The organism is Paenibacillus sp. NRS-1782, from assembly GCF_050467685.1.
Classification (GTDB): domain Bacteria; phylum Bacillota; class Bacilli; order Paenibacillales; family Paenibacillaceae; genus Paenibacillus; species Paenibacillus terrae_A.
In genome coordinates this window covers 100,554-119,556 of the sequence record NZ_JBITPH010000045.1, presented here as the reverse complement: position 1 = coordinate 119,556, position 19,003 = coordinate 100,554, and the positions used below count along the sequence as shown (strand labels likewise).

At 46.5% G+C, this 19,003-nt stretch carries 13 protein-coding genes; 5 read left to right on the top strand and 8 right to left on the bottom strand.

Translation table 11 applies throughout. From position 1 onward, the window contains the following. Window positions 1–139: 139 nt before the first annotated feature. On the top strand, window positions 140–1,096 hold the full coding sequence (locus tag ACIFQM_RS18045; RefSeq protein WP_283653739.1) for a sugar kinase: 957 nt from the start codon (window positions 140–142) through the stop codon (window positions 1,094–1,096). A gap of 188 nt (window positions 1,097–1,284) precedes the next feature. Here the strand turns inward: ACIFQM_RS18045 and ACIFQM_RS18040 are convergent, their stop codons facing one another. Then, a complete protein-coding gene (locus ACIFQM_RS18040; protein WP_044644316.1) occupies window positions 1,285–2,298 on the bottom strand; it encodes a LacI family DNA-binding transcriptional regulator in 1,014 nt (337 codons plus the stop codon). A gap of 314 nt (window positions 2,299–2,612) precedes the next feature. After that, the gene (locus tag ACIFQM_RS18035; protein ID WP_430038909.1) at window positions 2,613–4,022 is read right to left on the bottom strand and encodes an MATE family efflux transporter; all 1,410 of its coding nucleotides are present in this window, start codon (window positions 4,020–4,022) and stop codon (window positions 2,613–2,615) included. 304 nt (window positions 4,023–4,326) lie between these two features. Between ACIFQM_RS18035 and ACIFQM_RS18030 the strand changes: the two genes are divergently transcribed. From ACIFQM_RS18030 to ACIFQM_RS18020, 3 genes are all read left to right on the top strand, one after another. After that, complete coding sequence (locus ACIFQM_RS18030; protein WP_430038911.1) at window positions 4,327–5,334, top strand: acryloyl-CoA reductase; 1,008 nt, start codon at window positions 4,327–4,329, stop codon at window positions 5,332–5,334. Between the two features lie 203 nt (window positions 5,335–5,537). Continuing rightward, window positions 5,538–6,089: an RNA polymerase sigma factor gene (locus ACIFQM_RS18025; protein ID WP_430065926.1), complete on the top strand. Its 552-nt coding sequence runs from the start codon at window positions 5,538–5,540 to the stop codon at window positions 6,087–6,089. Continuing rightward, on the top strand, window positions 6,058–7,743 hold the full coding sequence (locus ACIFQM_RS18020; protein ID WP_430038914.1) for a DUF4179 domain-containing protein: 1,686 nt from the start codon (window positions 6,058–6,060) through the stop codon (window positions 7,741–7,743). Before ACIFQM_RS18025 ends, ACIFQM_RS18020 begins: the two co-directional genes overlap by 32 nt. Before the next feature lie 108 nt (window positions 7,744–7,851). Here ACIFQM_RS18020 and ACIFQM_RS18015 read toward each other — a convergent pair whose 3' ends face one another. From ACIFQM_RS18015 to ACIFQM_RS18005, 3 genes are read right to left on the bottom strand one after another with little or no spacing between them, the layout of a single operon-like run. Then, window positions 7,852–8,676: a carbohydrate ABC transporter permease gene (locus ACIFQM_RS18015; RefSeq protein ID WP_430038916.1), complete on the bottom strand. Its 825-nt coding sequence runs from the start codon at window positions 8,674–8,676 to the stop codon at window positions 7,852–7,854. Further along, entirely contained in the window at window positions 8,676–9,542 is an 867-nt protein-coding gene (locus tag ACIFQM_RS18010; RefSeq protein ID WP_430038918.1) for a carbohydrate ABC transporter permease, read from the bottom strand. The genes ACIFQM_RS18015 and ACIFQM_RS18010 overlap by 1 nt, the downstream gene beginning before the upstream one ends. A gap of 16 nt (window positions 9,543–9,558) precedes the next feature. Beyond that, window positions 9,559–10,791 carry an ABC transporter substrate-binding protein gene (locus tag ACIFQM_RS18005; RefSeq protein ID WP_430038920.1) on the bottom strand — a complete coding sequence of 411 codons (1,233 nt, stop codon included), beginning with the start codon at window positions 10,789–10,791 and terminating at the stop codon, window positions 9,559–9,561. A gap of 166 nt (window positions 10,792–10,957) precedes the next feature. On the opposite strand from ACIFQM_RS18005, the gene ACIFQM_RS18000 reads away from it, so the two are divergent. Next, window positions 10,958–11,962, top strand: a complete 1,005-nt coding sequence (locus ACIFQM_RS18000; protein ID WP_430046909.1) for a cellulase family glycosylhydrolase — start codon at window positions 10,958–10,960, stop codon at window positions 11,960–11,962. A gap of 107 nt (window positions 11,963–12,069) precedes the next feature. Here the strand turns inward: ACIFQM_RS18000 and ACIFQM_RS17995 are convergent, their stop codons facing one another. The 3 genes from ACIFQM_RS17995 to ACIFQM_RS17985 are packed head-to-tail and all read right to left on the bottom strand — an operon-like array spanning window position 12,070 to window position 18,517. Continuing rightward, on the bottom strand, window positions 12,070–13,452 hold the full coding sequence (locus ACIFQM_RS17995; RefSeq protein ID WP_430046911.1) for a lanthionine synthetase C family protein: 1,383 nt from the start codon (window positions 13,450–13,452) through the stop codon (window positions 12,070–12,072). After that, window positions 13,449–15,332 (bottom strand): ABC transporter ATP-binding protein, encoded by a 1,884-nt coding sequence (locus ACIFQM_RS17990; RefSeq protein ID WP_430038926.1) that lies wholly within the window; start codon window positions 15,330–15,332, stop codon window positions 13,449–13,451. Before ACIFQM_RS17990 ends, ACIFQM_RS17995 begins: the two co-directional genes overlap by 4 nt. Beyond that, on the bottom strand, window positions 15,329–18,517 hold the full coding sequence (locus ACIFQM_RS17985; RefSeq protein ID WP_430046913.1) for a lantibiotic dehydratase: 3,189 nt from the start codon (window positions 18,515–18,517) through the stop codon (window positions 15,329–15,331). Before ACIFQM_RS17985 ends, ACIFQM_RS17990 begins: the two co-directional genes overlap by 4 nt. Window positions 18,518–19,003: the final 486 nt, after the last annotated feature.

Sequence of the window (19,003 nt, the reverse complement as noted above, 5' to 3'; positions counted from 1 at the left end):
ATCTACTTTATCCAAAAAAGTTTTTAACAAATATATTAACTTCCTCATTGTGAAAAACCGATTTATGTGATAATTTCAATTTATTCAGTTAGTGCATGCGCTTACAGATTTAGTTTACTAAACAAAGGAGGAATTTTGAATGACCGCAACATTGGATGCTGTTACCTTCGGAGAACCGATGGCCATGTTTTATGCCAATGAAGCAGGCTCTCTGGATGAGGTGCGTTCGTTCACCAAAGCGCTGGCCGGGGCGGAGACGAATGTTTCGTCCGGTTTGGCACGTTTGGGACTACGAGCGGGGCTCGTGACCAAACTAGGCGAGGATGCATTCGGCAGATTCATTGCCGGGGCGCTGCGTCAGGAGGGAATCGACACCCAGAACGTCATGTTTACCAAAGACCACTCTACCGGGATGCTGATTAAATCCAAAGTCACCAGCGGAGATCCGGAGGTCGAGTATTTTCGCAGACACTCTGCCGCTTCCACATTAAGCATCGCCGATTTTAACGAGGCATACTTTGCCGGGGCACGCCACCTGCACTTTACAGGTATTTCTGTCGCCCTTTCTCCCGAATGTCGTGACTTCGCCCGACATGCGCGGCAGTTTATGAAAAAGGCAGGAAAAACCGTATCCTTCGATCCGAACCTCAGACCCAAGCTATGGCCTGATACGCAAACGATGGTAGAGGCTATTAACGAGGCATCTGAGGGCTGCGACTGGCTTCTGCCAGGCATTCATGAAGGTAAAATATTGACAGGCTACACCTCACCTGAGGATATCGCTTCCTTCTACCTTGACCGTGGTACTTCGCTGGTCATCATCAAGCTAGGGACAGAAGGCGCGTATTATAAATCCGCCGATGCAGAAGGATATGTAAAACGCTTCCGAGTGGAGCATGTCGTCGATACCGTTGGGGCGGGCGACGGCTTTGCCGCTGGCGTCATCAGCGCACTGCTGGAGGGCTTGCCCCTGGCTGAAGCGGTCAAGCGCGGCAACGCCCTCGGCGCACTGGCTGTCATGTCAGCCGGAGACATGGACGGCTATCCTACGCGATCCGAGCTGGAGTCCTTTTTGCTCAGCGCCAGCACGAATTAGGCAGGTTTCTTACCCCTGCCTTTTCCTTCATCGCTGGTTCCACAAGCTCAACAAGGGTGAGTTAGGCAGCTTCAGAGATAACTCAAATAACCCGTATTCACTTATGCGCGGCCTGAGCAAGTATATGCAGGCTTATAACGCAGACAGGAATACGGGTTATTTTGTATGATGTGATATTAGAAGTTCACCTACAACGTTTTGACAGATTCACCCCGGTTTAAATCAGGCACAAAGCGGTAAATGATCGGAACCGATTCGCCGCCCTCCTCGATGCTGGACAACAGCGTCTTTGCAGCCTGCTTTCCCATATCCGCAATCGGCTGCGTAATGGTCGTAATCGGCGGATTGTAAATATGGGCAAACTCTGCATCGTCAATTCCGATAATGGACAGCTCGGCCGGAATGCGTTTACGTCGGGCATTCACATATTTCAGTACCTCTGCCAGCACGATATCGTTCCCGGCCAACAGCGCAGTCGGCGGCTCCGGCAACTGAAATAGCTCCTCCAGCGTCTGCTGGATATCCTCCTTCGACACACTCCGCATGTACTCTTCCCGAAAGGGCAAGCCACGCTCCTCCAGCGCCTTTTTGTACCCGCTCAACCGCTCTACCCTTGGAGTAATCCGGTTCAGTCCCAGCGGCAGGGTAATCAGCGCGATCCGTTCATGCTTATGGGCCACCAGCTCCTGAATCGCCAGCTTGACCGCCATTTCGTTATCCAGCAACAGACTGCGCGTGTTCACACCGTCTACCAGACGATCCAAAAACACCAACGGGTACTTTTCACGAATGAGCTGGTTGTAAATATCCGCATGCTTGCCTGTCGGAAAAATAATCAATCCGTCCACCTGACGAGCCTTGAGCATCTCAATATACTGGCTCTCCTTGTCCGGGTTTTCGTCAGCGTTACAGATGATTACCTGAATGCCAAAACGCTGCAATTCCTCCTCAATAGCCCGAATCGACTGGATCGACAGCGTATAATCTATGTTGGCTACAATGACACCCACCATAAACGTCCGGTTCTGTTTTAAACTGCGGGCCAGCCCGTTGGGCTGATAATTTAATTCCCGAATGACCTCGGCAATCCGGTCTCTGGTCTGGTCGCTCATGTATTTATATCGTTTGTTCAGAAATTGCGAGACGGTGCTTTTAGACACTCCCGCCTTCTGGGCAACATCTTCAATCGTCGGTTTCTTCATGGATACACTCCTTGTCCCTCATGTACAACATGCACTGCATTAGCGCAACAAAAGTATATCTTTTTTTTAGTAAATTTACCATACTTCTATTTATGAATACCATGATTATATAATCTGAACTTAAAAGTTACCTATCGTGCCACTGCGCAGACGGATGGTGCTTCGCTTGTACAGCACCATTCCGCCTACTCCGTTTTCCATGTACATTTTTTAGATCAGCTTATACAACTACTATTTACTCTCAGAGCAGCAAAAAGAGGCAGTTCAAGATGCTCTCTTGAACTGCCTCCACATCATCATAAATGATCCTCGAATCAGTGTACCGGAACTGGGGCTGCTGGCTGATCTGGTGTATCGTGCTCCACCAACGCATGCTTTTCCCACAAACGGCTTCTCCAGCGGGCATACATAATGAAGGCACGAGTCCATTCATCTGCGGCAATCGCCAACCACACACCAGCGAGTCCCATATCCAGCTTGAACACAAGCAGATAACCGAGCGGCAAGCTCATGCAGACCATGGAGATCAGTCCTATAAAGACCGGGAACTTGGCATCTCCAGCAGCACGCAACGAGTTAATAATAACGATATTCGTCGTCCGACCGGTTTCCAACAGAATGCTAAGTAAAATCACCTGCGCTCCCAAGCGAATAATCTCAGGGTTTTCGGTGAACAGGCTGAGCAAGGGCACGCGGAAAAAGATAATAATCACATCAATAATCACAGTCACTAGAAGCGCCCATTTTACACTACTCATTACACGTTTATAAGCGGTATCCTTCTGTCTGGCTCCGACCAGCCTTCCGACCACGATGGCTGTACCCATGCCGACCGCCATACTGAACAAGTAAATATAGCTCGAAATGTTATTGGCATATTGGCGGGTTGCCATCGCTTCTGCGCCCAGATAGGTCACGTACAGTGTGAAAATGAGCTGACACGACTGATACATGATGGATTCCAGCGCGGATGGTACACCAATACGCAAAATTTTGGCGATAAACTTTTTGGATAATTGGACGTAATATTTCCACTCGACCCGCACCTCGGTTACGCGGTACATCAGCCAGAAGAAGATCAAGAGACAAATAAAGCGGCTTCCTACCGTAGAAATAGCTGCCCCCTCTACGCCGAGCGCAGGCATTCCCCAATGTCCGAAAATCAAAACATAGTTACCGATGACGTGAATCACGTTCATCAACATGGATACATACATCGTTTCCTTGGTAAAACCATGTGTACGAATCGTCGCCGCCAGCGCGTTGATCAGTGCCTGAAGGAAAATGGCACCCCCGACGATACTCATATAGGATTCCGCATAAACCAGAATATCTCCCTTGACGTTAAGCCATTGCAACATATGAGTACCGAACACAAGAAAAATCACGCTAAGCAAAAGACCTACCATCAAATTCAAGGTAATGGCCGTACCCGTAACCTGGGCCGCTTCGACAAGCTTTTTAGAACCGATATATTGAGCTACGACGATAGCAGCGCCGTTGCCGATAACCTCCAGTACAAGGATAGCAATTGAAATAATTTGGTTGGACGCGCCTACACCCGACACCGCATTATCAGATACAGAGCTGATCATGAACGTATCGACGCTGCCCATTAGCATAAACAGGAACAATTCGAGGAAAATGGGCCAGGTCAAATGGAACAAATTCAGTTCCTTGGCTTCGGACAATACCGACCCTTTTTTTAGTGCTCTGGTTGTCATTCATTCACCTTACTTCATAGAATTATTTAACGAACAAAGGGTATGTTAGCACAGTCTTTCTGAAAATACATCCCGTTTGTGTAAAATGATTTGCAAAACGCGTAAGAATTCATTTATCACCTTCTTCACAATTGATTATCGAACTTTATTGAAATCCAGAAGGGTATAATAGAATATGGGGCTGTGAGCATTGCCGCTGACAGGCTGCGCGGATGGTTGTACACTGCTAACGCACGATTTGTGAAGTATACTAAAAATGTTCGGCCATCAAAGGCTTATATTGCAATAAAGGAGGCTTTTACAGATGACTCAATCATTTCAGGCCCTTGTCGTCGATCAGACGCAGGACGGTGAAGTTCAAGCAGAGGTACGCTCTTTGGAAGCTGGCTGTTTACCTGCTGGAGAAGTATTGATTCGTGTCGCTTATTCCAGCGTCAATTATAAAGACGGGCTTGCCGCCCGCAAGGATGGCAATATTGTCAAAGCCTATCCGTTCGTGCCGGGCATAGATTGCTCGGGAACTGTCGTCTCTTCGGAGGATAGCCGTTTCAGCGAAGGACAAGCCGTTCTCGTTACCGGATACGGATTCGGTGTGTCTCAATTCGGGGGATTCAGCGAATATGCGCGTGTGCCTGCGGACTGGGTGGTTCCGCTTCCGGACGGACTTACACCAAGAGAGGCCATGATTTATGGGACAGCCGGCTTTACCGCAGCCCTGTCATTGCATCGGCTGGAGCAAAACGGCGTTACGCCAGATCAGGGCAAGGTGCTCGTCACCGGAGCAACGGGGGGCGTAGGCGGAGCCGCGATTGCCCTGCTGGACAAGAGGGGCTACCATGTCGTAGCCAGCAGCGGCAAAGCCGAGGCGCACGACTACCTCAAGGCGCTTGGAGCAGCTGAGGTGATCTCCCGCGATGAGGTCTACGACGGCGCGGATAGCATCCGCCCGCTGAGCAAGCAGCTCTGGCAAGCGGCTATTGATCCCGTAGGCGGCAAGCCGCTCGCTTCGTTGCTCAGCCAGATCGCCTACAACGGCTCCGTTGCCGTGAGCGGCCTGACGGCAGGCACCAAGCTGCCTACCACGGTGCTGCCGTTTATTTTGCGCGGCGTAAGCCTGCTGGGCATAGACTCCGTCTTCTGCCCTTATGAAACCCGCGTAGCGATCTGGAAGCGGCTCGGCAGCGACTGGAAGCCGAAACAGCTGGAACAGCTCGTCGAGCGCGAAATCGGGCTGGCTGACCTGCCAAGCGCGCTGGAGGACATCCTGGCGGCTCGCTCACAGGGCAGAACGCTCGTGCGGGTGGCTGACTAAGCGGAAGTTTGTCTGAAAACTATAAGAAGTCTGTAAATCTGCCGTTTTTGAGATTTACAGGCTTCTTTTGCGTTCGATAAAACATGGTACATTTGAAGAAAAGCGAAATACATCGACGCAGACGTTTAATTTTCACAACAAATGAACCTTTTTGGAGCGGCAGTTGTTATACAGATAACCTGCACAGGAAAGGAGAGCGAATATTGGAAAGCAATCGAGAGTTGTTTGATAGGTATCAACGGGATGTATATCGAACCTGCTACTATATGGTTCATGACCCGTCGGATGCAGAAGATTTAACTCAAGAAGTGTTTATCACCCTATTTCGCAGCAATCGTGAACACATCGAACACCTAAAAGCCTGGATTATGAAAATTACAGTAAACCATTGTCTGAATTACCTTAAACGCCGGAACAGCTTGCATATGAAGGTGTCAGCTAATCCTCATTTATTTGCCGGGATCGAAAGCAAGCCTGTAGACAGGCTGGTGGAGGAGCGCGAAGCCGCAGAGGAATGGGCTGTTTATATGAATCGTCTTCCGGCCAAAATCCGCGCTGTGCTGACACTTCGCTATATGCATGATTTTACTTTAGGGGAAATATCCGAGCTGTTGGAAATCCCACTAGGGACTGTCAAATCAAGGACGCACAAAGGACTTCGGTTAATGGAGCGAATACTGCGGGATGCAGGCGTACAGATTTCCGAGTTGGAAGGAGACAGCTATGAGCAAAATAGAAGAAACCTTGAAGCATAAACTAAATGATGATGCGGGAGTTCCCTATCCCGATTTTGAGAACATGTGGAGCCGTATGGAACAGGCAGGGTATACTGCGCCTACCACGACGGACCATTCCGAAGCCGTTACTCCACGCCGACACAAAAATTGGCGTAAAATAACGATAACTGCTTCTCTGAGCGCACTTCTGGTTGCAGTTCCCGTCTATGCCGCCATCCATTATAATTGGGACAATTTGCTACACGGAAGAAGCGGCATTCAGACGGCTCTAAATCAAGACCTTGGGCAACCGCTGGAGCAGTCTGTGACCAGAGACGGTGTGAAGCTAACGCTACATACAGCTATTGTCGATGAGAACCGGACCGTGATCCTGTACAGCCTGGAGGTCGGAAAACGGGCAGACAACGAGTTTTGGAATGTCAAAGGCATATCACTTAAAAACGCCACGGGGAAAAACAGTGAAGGGGAGTATAACTTTCAGCAATGGGACCCAAAAAATCAACGGTACAACGGGTACTTTGAAAGTGACTGGACACCGCAGCAGGACACAGAGAACATGCGGCTGACCGTAGAACATGTAGAGCTTGACAGCATACAGGAGTTGGATTTACCGCTTGATACCCCATCTCCCAAAATACAAACTTTCACACTGGATCGTGACGGAATGCACGACATAAAGGTACAAGCATTTGAACAAGGGAAGGATAAACTGATGCTGTCCTCGGCGATTACCTTCGATTCGTCGATACCCAAGAGATGGGATAATCCGCAAATCATTGCCTACAAAGGCGGAGAGCCTGTGATGGCGCAGCCTGGAGGGGCTTTTGGCACACCCGGAGATAACGGGGAGTATACAGCACAGCAATATTTTATGCGGGAACATATACCGGAAGGACAAATTACTTACAAGCTGCAATATGCCAAAACCGAGAAAAGTATAGCCGAACCGATGAATTTTGAACTGCAATTAAGCAAAAAGCGGATGGAAAGCGGAACAATCAAGTCAGCACTGAATATCCCGCTGGAGAAAGGAAATCCGAATTTCGCAATGGAACAGATGGTTGTCACACCTACGCAAATCCGTCTCACGATCAGAGGCAAGAAGAAATTCGCCGATATACCTTATCAAAAATACTTCCTTTCCGTGAACGGTAAAACGTTAGAGGGTAACAAATGGTCATCACCCAGTAGCACTCCTGATCTGACCACCATCCGTTTTGAACGACCCTCTGATCTTGTGATTACCAAGGACACACCGAGTACTTTTACGGGTAAATATAAGGTTACGATCCATTCGGATGACAAAACGCCGCAGCGTTTAACGGATATTTCTGAACAAAAACAGACGCTAACTACACAAATCGGCGGTTATCCTGTGAAGTGGACCTACTACAAGCAAGGGGCGGACTTGTTCGTAGAAACTGAAAGCGAGGACGCTCGTTTTGGCGGGATCAACCAGACTCATATTGGCCTGGGTAAAGAACGGATTTTGGGCAAACCGATCTCTGCTAATTTTACAGGGGACAGCAATAACAAAGCGGTTGATGTCTATAAGAATTTCAAGGGAACCGAGGCTTCTATCTACATGTTCTTCTATACAACGGACGAACCAGAAGCAGAGATTACTGTACCCATACAGCCTCTGACGACCCAAAGCGAAGCATCCAAATAGTAATCCTATAAAAAAGGGTGTCCCATATACCTGTGTGAGCTGCGGTATATGGGACACCTTTATTTTTTCCAGTAAGCTGCGATGTGGTTGGAGTTATTCTATTCTCACTTACTTCACAGAGCCTTGCGTAACACCGTTGATGATCCATTTTTGTGCCATCAAATAGACGATAATCATTGGCAGCAAGGCCATCAGGTACGAGGCAAAGGCCAGATTGAAGTCTGTATTAAACTGCCCCTGGAACACATACTGAACGAGCGGCAGCGTGTACTGCTCCGGGTCGCTGATTATAATGAGCGGCAGCAGAAAATCGTTATAGGTGGACAGGCAGGTGAGAATCCCCACGGTAGCACTGATCGGTGCCATCAATGGAAAAATAATTCGCCAGAATGTGCCCCATGTTGTCGCCCCGTCCACCGTAGCCGCTTCTTCCAGCGCAACCGGAATGGAACGGATATAGCCGACATAGACGAACACATTAAACGCCAGCCCGTATACCGTATGCAGCATAATCAGACCAAACAGATTGGTCATGTGAAGTCCCGAGGCCAATTTGACAATCGGCAGCATAATGATCGGGAACGGAATGAACATCGCGCTCACAAAATAAAAATATAACCCCTTAAAAAAGCGCCGCTGCATATTACGCGAAATGGCATAAGCGACCATGGAATTGGTCAACAGCGTCAGCACTACCGTTGATGTCGTGACCACTACACTATTCTGAAAAGCGCTGAAAAAGTTGGTCATGTCCACCGCACGACTAAAATTTTCCCAATGCAGCTCCGTTGGAAAAGCAAAGGCAGAATGCGCCATCTGCTCAGGATTTTTAAGCGCAATCGTCACCGTCATATAGAGGGGAAACAGGATAAATATCGTTCCCAACGCCACCAAAAGCAGTACAGGCCAGTTGGTAAGTCTGCTCGTTCTCATCAGTTATCCATCTCCCTTCTCTGGAGGAATCGTAGCTGCAAGATGGAAATCATCGCAATCACAATAAAATAAATGACAGAGTTCGCCGACTGATAAGCAAATTCCCCGCCTCTAAAGCCCCCTGTATAGATCAAGTGTGATATCGACTGTGTTGCCCGCCCCGGTCCACCGTTCGTCAAGGCCACGATTTGGTCGAACACCATGAGAGAATTTTTCATCGCCAATACCATATTGATCGTAAAAAACGGGGCAATCAGCGGAAACGTAATACTCCAGAATTCACGCCATTTGCCTGCACCGTCCAAATTGGATGCCTCATACAGACTGGTTGGAATGGTTTGCAGCCCGGCCAGATACAGAATCGTATTGAAGGCAATCCCCTGCCATACGGCTACAACTACAACCCCCACCCAAGCCAACTGTTCGCTGCCCAAAATGTTGGTCGATAAAGAGGTAATGCCTACATTTTGCCCCCAAATCGTAAACACGTTCGAAAACAGGTAATTGAATATGTATCCGACAATCAGCACACTCAAAATATTAGGCAAAAAATAAATACCCCGGAAAAAGTTACGGAACCGAATTTTAGCATTCAGCCCCAGCGCAATTAGCAAGCTGAGAACGTTAATCGCAACCGTAACCACAATAGCAAATTTGAAGGTAAACCAGTATGCGTTCCCCACATTATCGTCCTGAAACAGGTTGACATAGTTTTTGAACCCGACAAAGTGATATTGATGACCAAAGCCGTTCCAGTTCGTGAGCGAATAATAAAAGCCCTGAAAAGCAGGCAATGTCAAAAATATAAAAAACAACAGGACAGCCGGCACGGTCATCCCATAGAAAGCCATTAGTCGCTTGTTCATGTCTTATCCTCCTCCCTTATCGGCGGTTAGCTACCTTATCCCATTCACTGTCCAGCTTCGCCAAATAAGCGTCGATGTCTCCGTTTTGCAGGAAGGCCTGCACAATGGAGTTTAACTGTACGGCTTTCGGAATATAATGATCGGCAAAATCAATGACACGCCCGGATTTAAAATACGGCAGCAGCCCCGCTACACTCGGGTCATCCTGCGTGACTCCCTTCACCGCTGAAAACAGCGTTTGCTCCGTAATATACTGCTTGCTGTTCTCCGGCTTCAGCAGAAAGGCAATGAACTCCTCAGCCTCTTTTTTATGCGGAGTGCTCTCCGAAACGGCTAACAGTGTATCTATACCGGACACCAGCTTGACCGCCTGTTCATCGTTCCCTGTCGGTAACGGGAAGAATCCAAGCTCCACCTTCGGATTCGCCTTGCGGATTTCAGATATCGCCCATGAGCCCTGGATATACATAAACCCCTGTCCATTAGCAAAGGCACGGTTCCCGTCCGCATAGTTTTTGCCAAAATTATCGCCATGTCCGTATTTCAGCAGCTTTAGCTGCTTTTCCGCCACCTCGCGGTACTTGTCCTGAAAGGTGACCTGATTTTCACGTCGTTGCAGGAAAAAATCAATGCCCACTAGATTCGGGCCAAGTGCATTGAAGGGAAGGTTCGTCTGCCAATCATCTTTATATGTAAAATAGAACGGGATTTTGCCGGCAGCCTTGATCTTTTGTGCCGTTAGGATCAGCTCATCCCACGTTTTGGGCACCTGTAATCCCATTTCTTTAAAAAGTGTTTTGTTGTACATCACACCATTCGCATTGGAAGCGTAAGGAATTCCAAACACCGGATCGGCCCCAGTCACATCCTTGAGCATGTTGAGGTAAATCGGGTCTACTGTACGTGGCAATTCTGTATTCGCTAGATCCGTAAAAATACCGCTCTGCGCCAAAATGGAATAGGTGTCGGTAGCCCCAAGCCCTACAATGTCAGGTACATCATTTTTGACCACTCGGGTCAGCAGCACCGTCTCTGCCTCCGGCGGGTTGACCTGTGTCACTTCAATGCCGAGATGCTCCTGATTGAATCGGGAGATCAGCTTATCGAAGGAACCCTTGGCCTCCGGCTTGTTCTGGAAAAATTCAATCTTCACCTTGCCTGACGCATCATCCTTATTGCATGCGCTTACAATAATCGCCATTAGAAGTATCAAAGCTAGTAATGACAGCCTCTTGCCCCATTTCCACATACTCATACCTCCTTTTCCCCTATGTCAATCTATTGCGTGACTAGACAATTAATACCCGAACTCTATGTAAAAGGAACGATATGTCATTCCAACATCACAATAGGTGTAATATGTATCCATTTTCAACATAGGATTAATTTGACTATAGAAGAGGAGGCGTTGGTTTGTGAGAGATTGGCGGTTATATGCCAAAAAAGTATGGGTATTCGCTGTAGTATTTCTGCTTTGTTGCGGCATGGGTTTGTTGAATGGAGGTACATCGTTTGCAGCCTCGGGGTTTTATGTAAGCGGAACCAGTCTGAAGGATGCGAACGGAAATACCTTTGTCATGCGTGGAGTGAATAACCCTCATATCTGGTTTGATACACAAGCCTATCAGGCATTGGATACCATTGCGGCGACGAAGTCCAACACCGTTCGCATTGTGTGGCAGACGAATGGATCGGCACAAAGACTGGAGGAAATTATCAACCACGCCAAACAGCTCAAGCTGATTTCCGTCGTTGAGCTGCACGATGTTACGGGCAGCAATGATGCCAATCGTTTGAACGATATGGCCCGTTATTTCGCTCAACCAGCGGTGAAAAAGGTACTGGCCGATAACCAAAAGTATGTCCTCGTGAATATCGCGAATGAATGGGGCGACCACAACCTGTCTGATGCCGCATGGCGGGACGCTTACAAAACGGCGATCACCACCCTGCGCAACGCAGGCTTGCCGAATACGATTGTGATCGACGGCTCCGGTTGGGGACAATATGCTTCCCCGATTAAAGCCCATGGCATTGAGCTATTACAGCATGATCCCAACCATAATTTGCTGTTCTCCGTCCATATGTACGCCAACTACAATGATTCCAGCAAGATCGGCTCCGAGCTGCAAGCCATTAAGGACAAGGGGCTGGCTGTCATCGTGGGCGAGTTTGGCTACAACTACAACAATGGCAACAACAATCTGGGCTCCACCGTGAACCCTTATGAGGTCATGAAGCAATCCCAAGCCAAAGGCATCGGCTATCTGGCCTGGTCCTGGACGGGCAACAACAGCGAAAACGCATGGCTTGACCTTGTGAACAGCAGCGACTGGAAAACGCCGACGGCATGGGGCAATATCATATTGAACGATGCCAACGGCATCAAGAACACTTCAAAAACAGCTTCGGTGTACTGAGGTCTGACTAAGGTTCCAAGGTATTGATATTTAATAAAAGAAGATCCACGACCCGCTAATGGTCGAATGGATCTTCCTTTGTATTGATTAAAGCTTTTATCTCCGTTTTAGCGAATTAAAAAAGCAGCGTCCCACTCCGGATTTTCTTCCCCGATTAATGAAGCCAACACCAAAGCAACACCTGCACTTCCATTCAGAAAACCAGCCTCATCCACTTCTACAAGCCTTCCATCCAGTAGGCTATGATCATAAAAACCAAACAGCGATTCAGAATCGAACATATTTAATACATCTTCCAGTAGCCTGTCCCGTATCACACCTAGCTGCTCATGTCCGGTATCTGAATACATACGCTGAACCAATTGCAGCAATCCTCCGACACCATGACACAATGTGGCAGAGGTTAGTCCCCCGTTGCGATAAAGCCGTTTTTCTATATCCAAATAGGCGCGAAGTCCCGTTTCAATCCATTCTTCATTGTGAACTGCTTGTCCTGCCAGCCAGATCGAACGTGCAATGCCTGGTACACCGTAACACCAGGAATCACGATAACGCTGTGTGCTGTCAGGCAATAAACAGTCACCCATCCATTCTTCAAAAGAAACCCGACCGGGCCAGATCATACCTTCCTTTTCCTCAATACGCCAATGGTTTATAAATTGAGCCAAGCTATGAATGTCATTTTTCAATAGGGGGGCGCCAGCTCCGTGAAGAGCAGACAAGCTCAGGAAAGCTAACGGGCCTGCAACGCCATGTGAAATTCCTAAATTAAAATTCCCTTGAGGATATTGTAGCTTTTCACCCTCCTGAAACTGATATTCCGGTGAAATGTGCCAAGCAGGTAATGTGTAACCACTCGTATTTTTCTCACCGCACATGATCTGGAACAACTCAATTGTCTGCTCCCATATCAAATGCATACCTGGACGATTCAGGAATAGCATAGTAATACGCCCAATTCCCGCAAAGCCTGATATCGTGTCATATTGACTCATTTGCAACCGTCCATTTTCCCACTCTTCTCGATATTGAGTCAGTTTATGCGAAACAATCTCTTCATACCAGGAGGCGAGCGAGTCCAACATACCTTGGTAACGTATTCCTTTTCTGGATAAGGAATGAATGGCCAGCAAAATCCCTGATAAGCCACTATACAAGGATGCATTATGGATACCCTGCTGTTCCAGAATGATGCGAATCCGCTCCAGATATTGATGACCTACCCTATCCCATCCATCATCAGGATACAATCGATCCAACTCACTCATAAATAAACATATGCCTGGGAATCCACTGGCTAAACTCTCGTCCGACCAACGATCTATTTTCGTTCCGTCAGCTTCTATTTGAGGCACCTTTTGCATGCATAAACGTACCTGATCCGGGTCCCTGTAACGCTTGGCAATCTCCTGCAATACTGCGGATATCTTATCCTTCATTTCTCCCTTGACGGGTATCCAGTTGTCGCATGTATATGAAATCGTCGTCATCCTGAAACTCTCCCTCCGGTTTCGACCACAGCTTCTTCTTCATTGAACGAACTAGCTTGAATACTGTACATCTCTGCATATAATCCATCCAGTAGCATCAGCTCCCGATGGGTTCCCTGCTCGACAATTACCCCATTATCCATGACCACGATTTTTTGAGCCAGACGTGCCGAAGAAGTCCGGTGTGTAACAAAAATACCGATGCTATCCTTCATCAACTCAAGAAACAGGACGAGCAAATCCCTTTCCGCGACCGGGTCCAAAAAGGAATTCGGCTCATCCAAAATATAAACATCCGCCTTCCGCAAAAATGCCCGTGCAATTGCCATTCTCTGCCATTGTCCGCCTGAGAGCTGATAGCCTTCTTCAAACCATTTCCCAAGCTGCGTGTCCAATCCTTGCGGAAGCTTGGTTATAATCTGGTCTATAGCCGCGTATTGAGCCGCATGGATGAGCTCCTCATCCTGCTCCATACGCTCTAACGATCCAAAACCGATATTATGACGTGCTGACATTTCATAATGCATAAAATCCTGAAATACTACGCCAATTTTGTCCTGAACCTTCTGCAAGTCGTAATCCTGAACGGGACGACCATTTATTTTAACCGTACCTTCATAATCGGAGTATAGCTGCATCAGCACCTTCATGAGCGTCGATTTCCCTGAGCCGTTCTTTCCTACTATGGCTATTGTCTGGCCTTTATTCATGGTCAAATGAATATCCCGAATGGAAGGAGCTGTTTGACCAGAGTAGGTAAAAGAAACTCCCTCAACGGATACCTTCTCTATACAAAACTTCTTGCTGTATTCTGGATTAAGTGGCGGCGCCTGTTCCTTTTGACGGTGGATCGGATCCGATGTGGGCAACTGTAAAAATAAAAATAACTGCTCCATATACAAATTATTTTGCGAAAATTGGACAATCCCCTGAATCAAGGCCTGCATCTGGCTTTGGGTCAGCATAATCGCCTGAATATAGCCGTATAAGCTACCTATTAATAATTTTTTCTCGAAGGTCTCCCTGATAGCCAGCCACACTACTCCAAACAACACAGCAAGCTCCAACAGGCTGTACATAAAAGTAATGGTGACCCGCTTGCCTAATATTCGCCGGTCTTCCACAAAAAATTTTTGCAATAATTCCCCATATCTTTTAAGCAAATATGAACTTATATTAAAAATTTTTACTTCCTTGACCGCACGGTCATTGGTTAGTAGAAAGGTCATATACCAAGACTGCCGATATAACGGGGTCCGATTCATATAAATTTCAAATTGTTCTTTATTTAACTTAAAAATAGAATATACGGACACCAGAGAGATCATAAATAAAATGACGACCACCCACCATTTCCACAAAAAAAGTAAAGCTGCGGAGGAAAGCATAGTGACAAGACTCGATAAAATGCCCGCCATTTGGGTATACAACTGGTATGGTCGATAAGAGGCTTCCTGGGTTGCACGCTTTAGCTGATCATTTATTTCTGAATTTTCATAATCTGCTAATCCCAAAGAGCTTGATTTCTCCCCTATCATCATATTTAATGACTTGGACAACACTGCTTCAAGCGTACCTTCAACATAGGTTTGGCTCATTGTAACTACATTTTTCAGTACGTAAATTGCTATGAACAACCCAAACTGTAACATTATTAAAGAAATGCCTTGGGTATCGGAATAAACAATACTATTAAGCAGATTTTTCATAATAATTAATGTAAGAACAGGCATCAAACCCTGAACAATATGCAAAAAAACGCTGAAAACCATATAAGGCTTATTCATACGAAATACCAATGCAAACAGCTTTAATCCTTGAATTAAACTCTTCCAGATGGAGGAATTTTTGCGATTCGTAGTTGTTTGCGTACGGCTCATTGGCGATTCCCCCGATATTGAACTAGACTGTTCATAGCATGTCTGGCAATAATCATCACCTTACGTTCCCGTTTCCTGTCTATCCCGAGCAATCGATTCAAATGCATATGAACCACACTATATACAATATCCTCTCTTGTGTTGGTGGACACTCCTTCCTGTTCCTGCTCATAGAGCACACGACTATACTGCTCTACAGCTTCTTTTCTCAGGTTAAAAATATTCTCTATGGAGTTCCGGCTGGATTGGGTTGAAGTTGGATTTTCCTGATTAGATGTCATCCATTGTAAAAAGAACTTCCTTTCCTTACGGAAGTCTTCCAAATACTCTTTAACATTAAAGTGTTGATTCAGTAATACACAAGCATCCTCCGCATGGTATCCAAACTGCCTCAGCAAGTTAATGACACTTAGTGTGGCTATAATCTCCTGTTGCAAGGACGTTTGATTGAATCTGATAAGGCGTACAAGCTTGGCTGTCACCTCACTGTCAGACGAAAACACTCGCTCAGCCCATATCATAAGTCCACTTCCACCGTAACGCTCTATTTCAGGCTCGTACGTATCGATCACAACTCTGGACACCAAACCTTCACCCACAAGCATTTCAGTCCAGTGATGGAACAAAGAGAGAAACACATTCGTTTCACAATCCCTCGATAATTCAAACCTGACACGAAGATGTTTATCAGGATCTGCATATCGGATAAAGTATCCTTGAAGGATATCTCCACTGTGTTGATGCGTCTGCACAAATTCGTCCCAGTATTTCCCTATAAACTCATCCTGTCGGCTGTTTAGACCGTATAATTTAGCATAAAGCCAACGCCCTCCAGGTAGATAGATACAGGCTGCTTCTACAGAACCTTGACTTGCATCCTCATAAACTATATCTAGGGAAACAGCAACCTCTTCCCCAAAAAGGTGTGTATTAATAGCCTGATTCCTTACGAGCGGGAACACAAACTCGGCCGCTAAATGACCATCTCTACGGGAGACTGGCGTTTCTTCGACATCACCTATATGCTCAATTAAAGTGACTTTCCCTTTGGATTGAAGGTCCCTGCAAACTTGTTCCATATGTAACGGGTGATCCAGATCCAGCAAGATGCGGTTATCCGATTCAATCATGTATACATAACGCGGTACACGCCATTCCCTTCGGAATTGGCATACCTGCTCTTCAATCATTCCTATATCCTTGGACTGGCTAGTTGGCAGGTCATTTACGATTCTCCACGTAGCAGGATGGAGAATGATATGCTCATATCTGAGACGCGGGGTAAATGGAGACTGTTCCGCGAATCCCCAATCCATAGGTGACCATTGGTGGTAACCGCTGTCGCCAACCTCAAGGATGAAACGATATATGTTGGGTGTCATTTCTGTATTGAGCATATGCCCAGCTTTGGCAATAACCTCGTGATTACGGCTAATAGATTTCAAATAGAACCGCTCATTACGCACGCCAACAACGAGATCCGATACATGAATTTGCCCTTCCTCATGCACTACATGATTGGTTCCTATCGCTATTTCATAAGGCCGGGTAGGCTTGGTTAATACTACATTGGCCACTCTTCCCGCGCTGGGCAAATAGGATATTTCGGCCAATAGCTTATCAGGTTGTAGCTGCTGCTCTTCTGACTGAATCACGGAAAATATAGCTCCAAAATCCTCCCCAAACAGATCCAAAAATCTTCCAAACGTTTTTCCTGCTCCATCAGAGCCCTGATTGGGTCCCAACAAAAGAGTGTACTCCCCGCGAGTCACATCTATTTCGGTAGATGCTACAAGCTGAAATATCAGTTCCATGGATGGCAAGGCGACCCATTCATCCTGTTCTTGCCCCTTCATAATTTCATCAATCATCACATCTGTTAATACAATTTCATCTTTTCCGTCGCGGATACAGGACACAAACCATTGAAATAGGAGTTTTTCATAGTGTAACCTGAACTTGGACCGTGACGTGTTCTGCAAACGTCCCCTACGACTGGTGGGATGTTTGTAACCCATCGGTGCTCCTAATCCCGTGTCCTCATCCAACAGCTCCAGTAATGGAACCTCCCGATATGGACCATACTTCTCAAGGAATTCCACGCTAAACTCATCCAGCGATCTGTTCTCACGTGTCGAAAGCCTAGTCAGCAATTCAGCTATACGCTCTACATCGCTACGAATAGACTGAGGTAGGGTCATACTTCGATTCTCCAGAGAAAGGTCAATTTGCAGACTTGATTTCACATGAAATATGTCTTCCATGTTCTGTCTTAATTGTCTCAGCAAGTCCTCACCCTGGCCTATAGGAAGACGATTATATTTATGAACAGCATCTGTGATGTGAACCAGTTTTTCTTTGAGTTCATCCATACCCGTTACTGATTTCAGAACAGACAGGATATGATTAAGCGGGTCAGTGGTTGTGGTAGGGGGAATGATTTCCGAAATCAAAAACTCTTGCTCAAATAGCTGCCACACATAACGCTCAATCGTTTCAGGAGCAGCATCCATGAATTTCTGCTGAAGCTGATGAATCAATTCAGTATAAGGAATGGGGCTTGAGCTTGCATCTATCATACAATCAAATACATGGGTTGCACGCACAGATACGCTCTGATCTTCACCTTTAGTCATACTGCCATGCCTTGTCGTGTAGGGAATTTTAGCCCGGCTACCCTGGCGATAGATCAATGTATTACGCTGAACTTTGAGCTGTCGCACGACCTCAGGATGGCTTTCGATTAACTCCACTATCTTTAACAACCATTCCATGTCAGGTCTTGCGCGCTTTTGATAGGTATCAGGGCCTTGCAAACAGAGCCGCGCTTGTTCTCCGAATTGTCCATAGGTTACTCCGGCCAACAAACCAAATGGCGTGGGTCGTGTGATCATTCTTAGGATATAGCGCATGAAGGCCTTGATGACCTGTCCCTGTTTGCGCGGATTGTCTGAATTGCTGATATGTACTAAAGAATCAAGCAAAGTGGGGCTGGAAGCGGCCATTGCTTCACGAATGAACGAATTGTGAGACAATTCGGAAAGATAACGTAAAGCCACCCCCCTGACGTCTTCGCCCTCTTCAACGCAGTTTGGGAAGCATTTTGCAAACTCCTCCATAGGTAGCACAGGAGTACGCAACATAAAAAAATCTAAAGTTTTATACAGATTTCCTGTTTTTTTCATGAGAAGCCTCCGTTCCAGACAGAACTTCTAAACAATTTTTTTTTGCCATCGAGTAAAACTAATAAACATACATGCCACAATCACACCTCCTACACACATCCAAAACTTAAAGGAATTGTCCACCCTTAGAGCAAGCATTATTTGTTGAAATGGGTCCATCAATATAATAAGTGGCCTAAACAACTCAAAGAGGAATACAGATAAAAACAGAATAACTATATAGGCAAACAAGGGTCGGGATACATACAAACATATTGCGCTACTCAACATAAGCTTCACCAAGCAAACCATCGTTAATATAAGATAGAATCCAAGTATGTATGGGATGGCATCTGATGAGGTAGACATCACTGATGAACCATATTTTAAAAAAGTAGAACTATGCGGAAAAAGCAACCATCCCGCAAATATACTTATAAGCAAACTTGTCCCTATAAAAATGACCGTCGTAACTGATAGTGCACACAACTTAGCAAGCCAAAACTG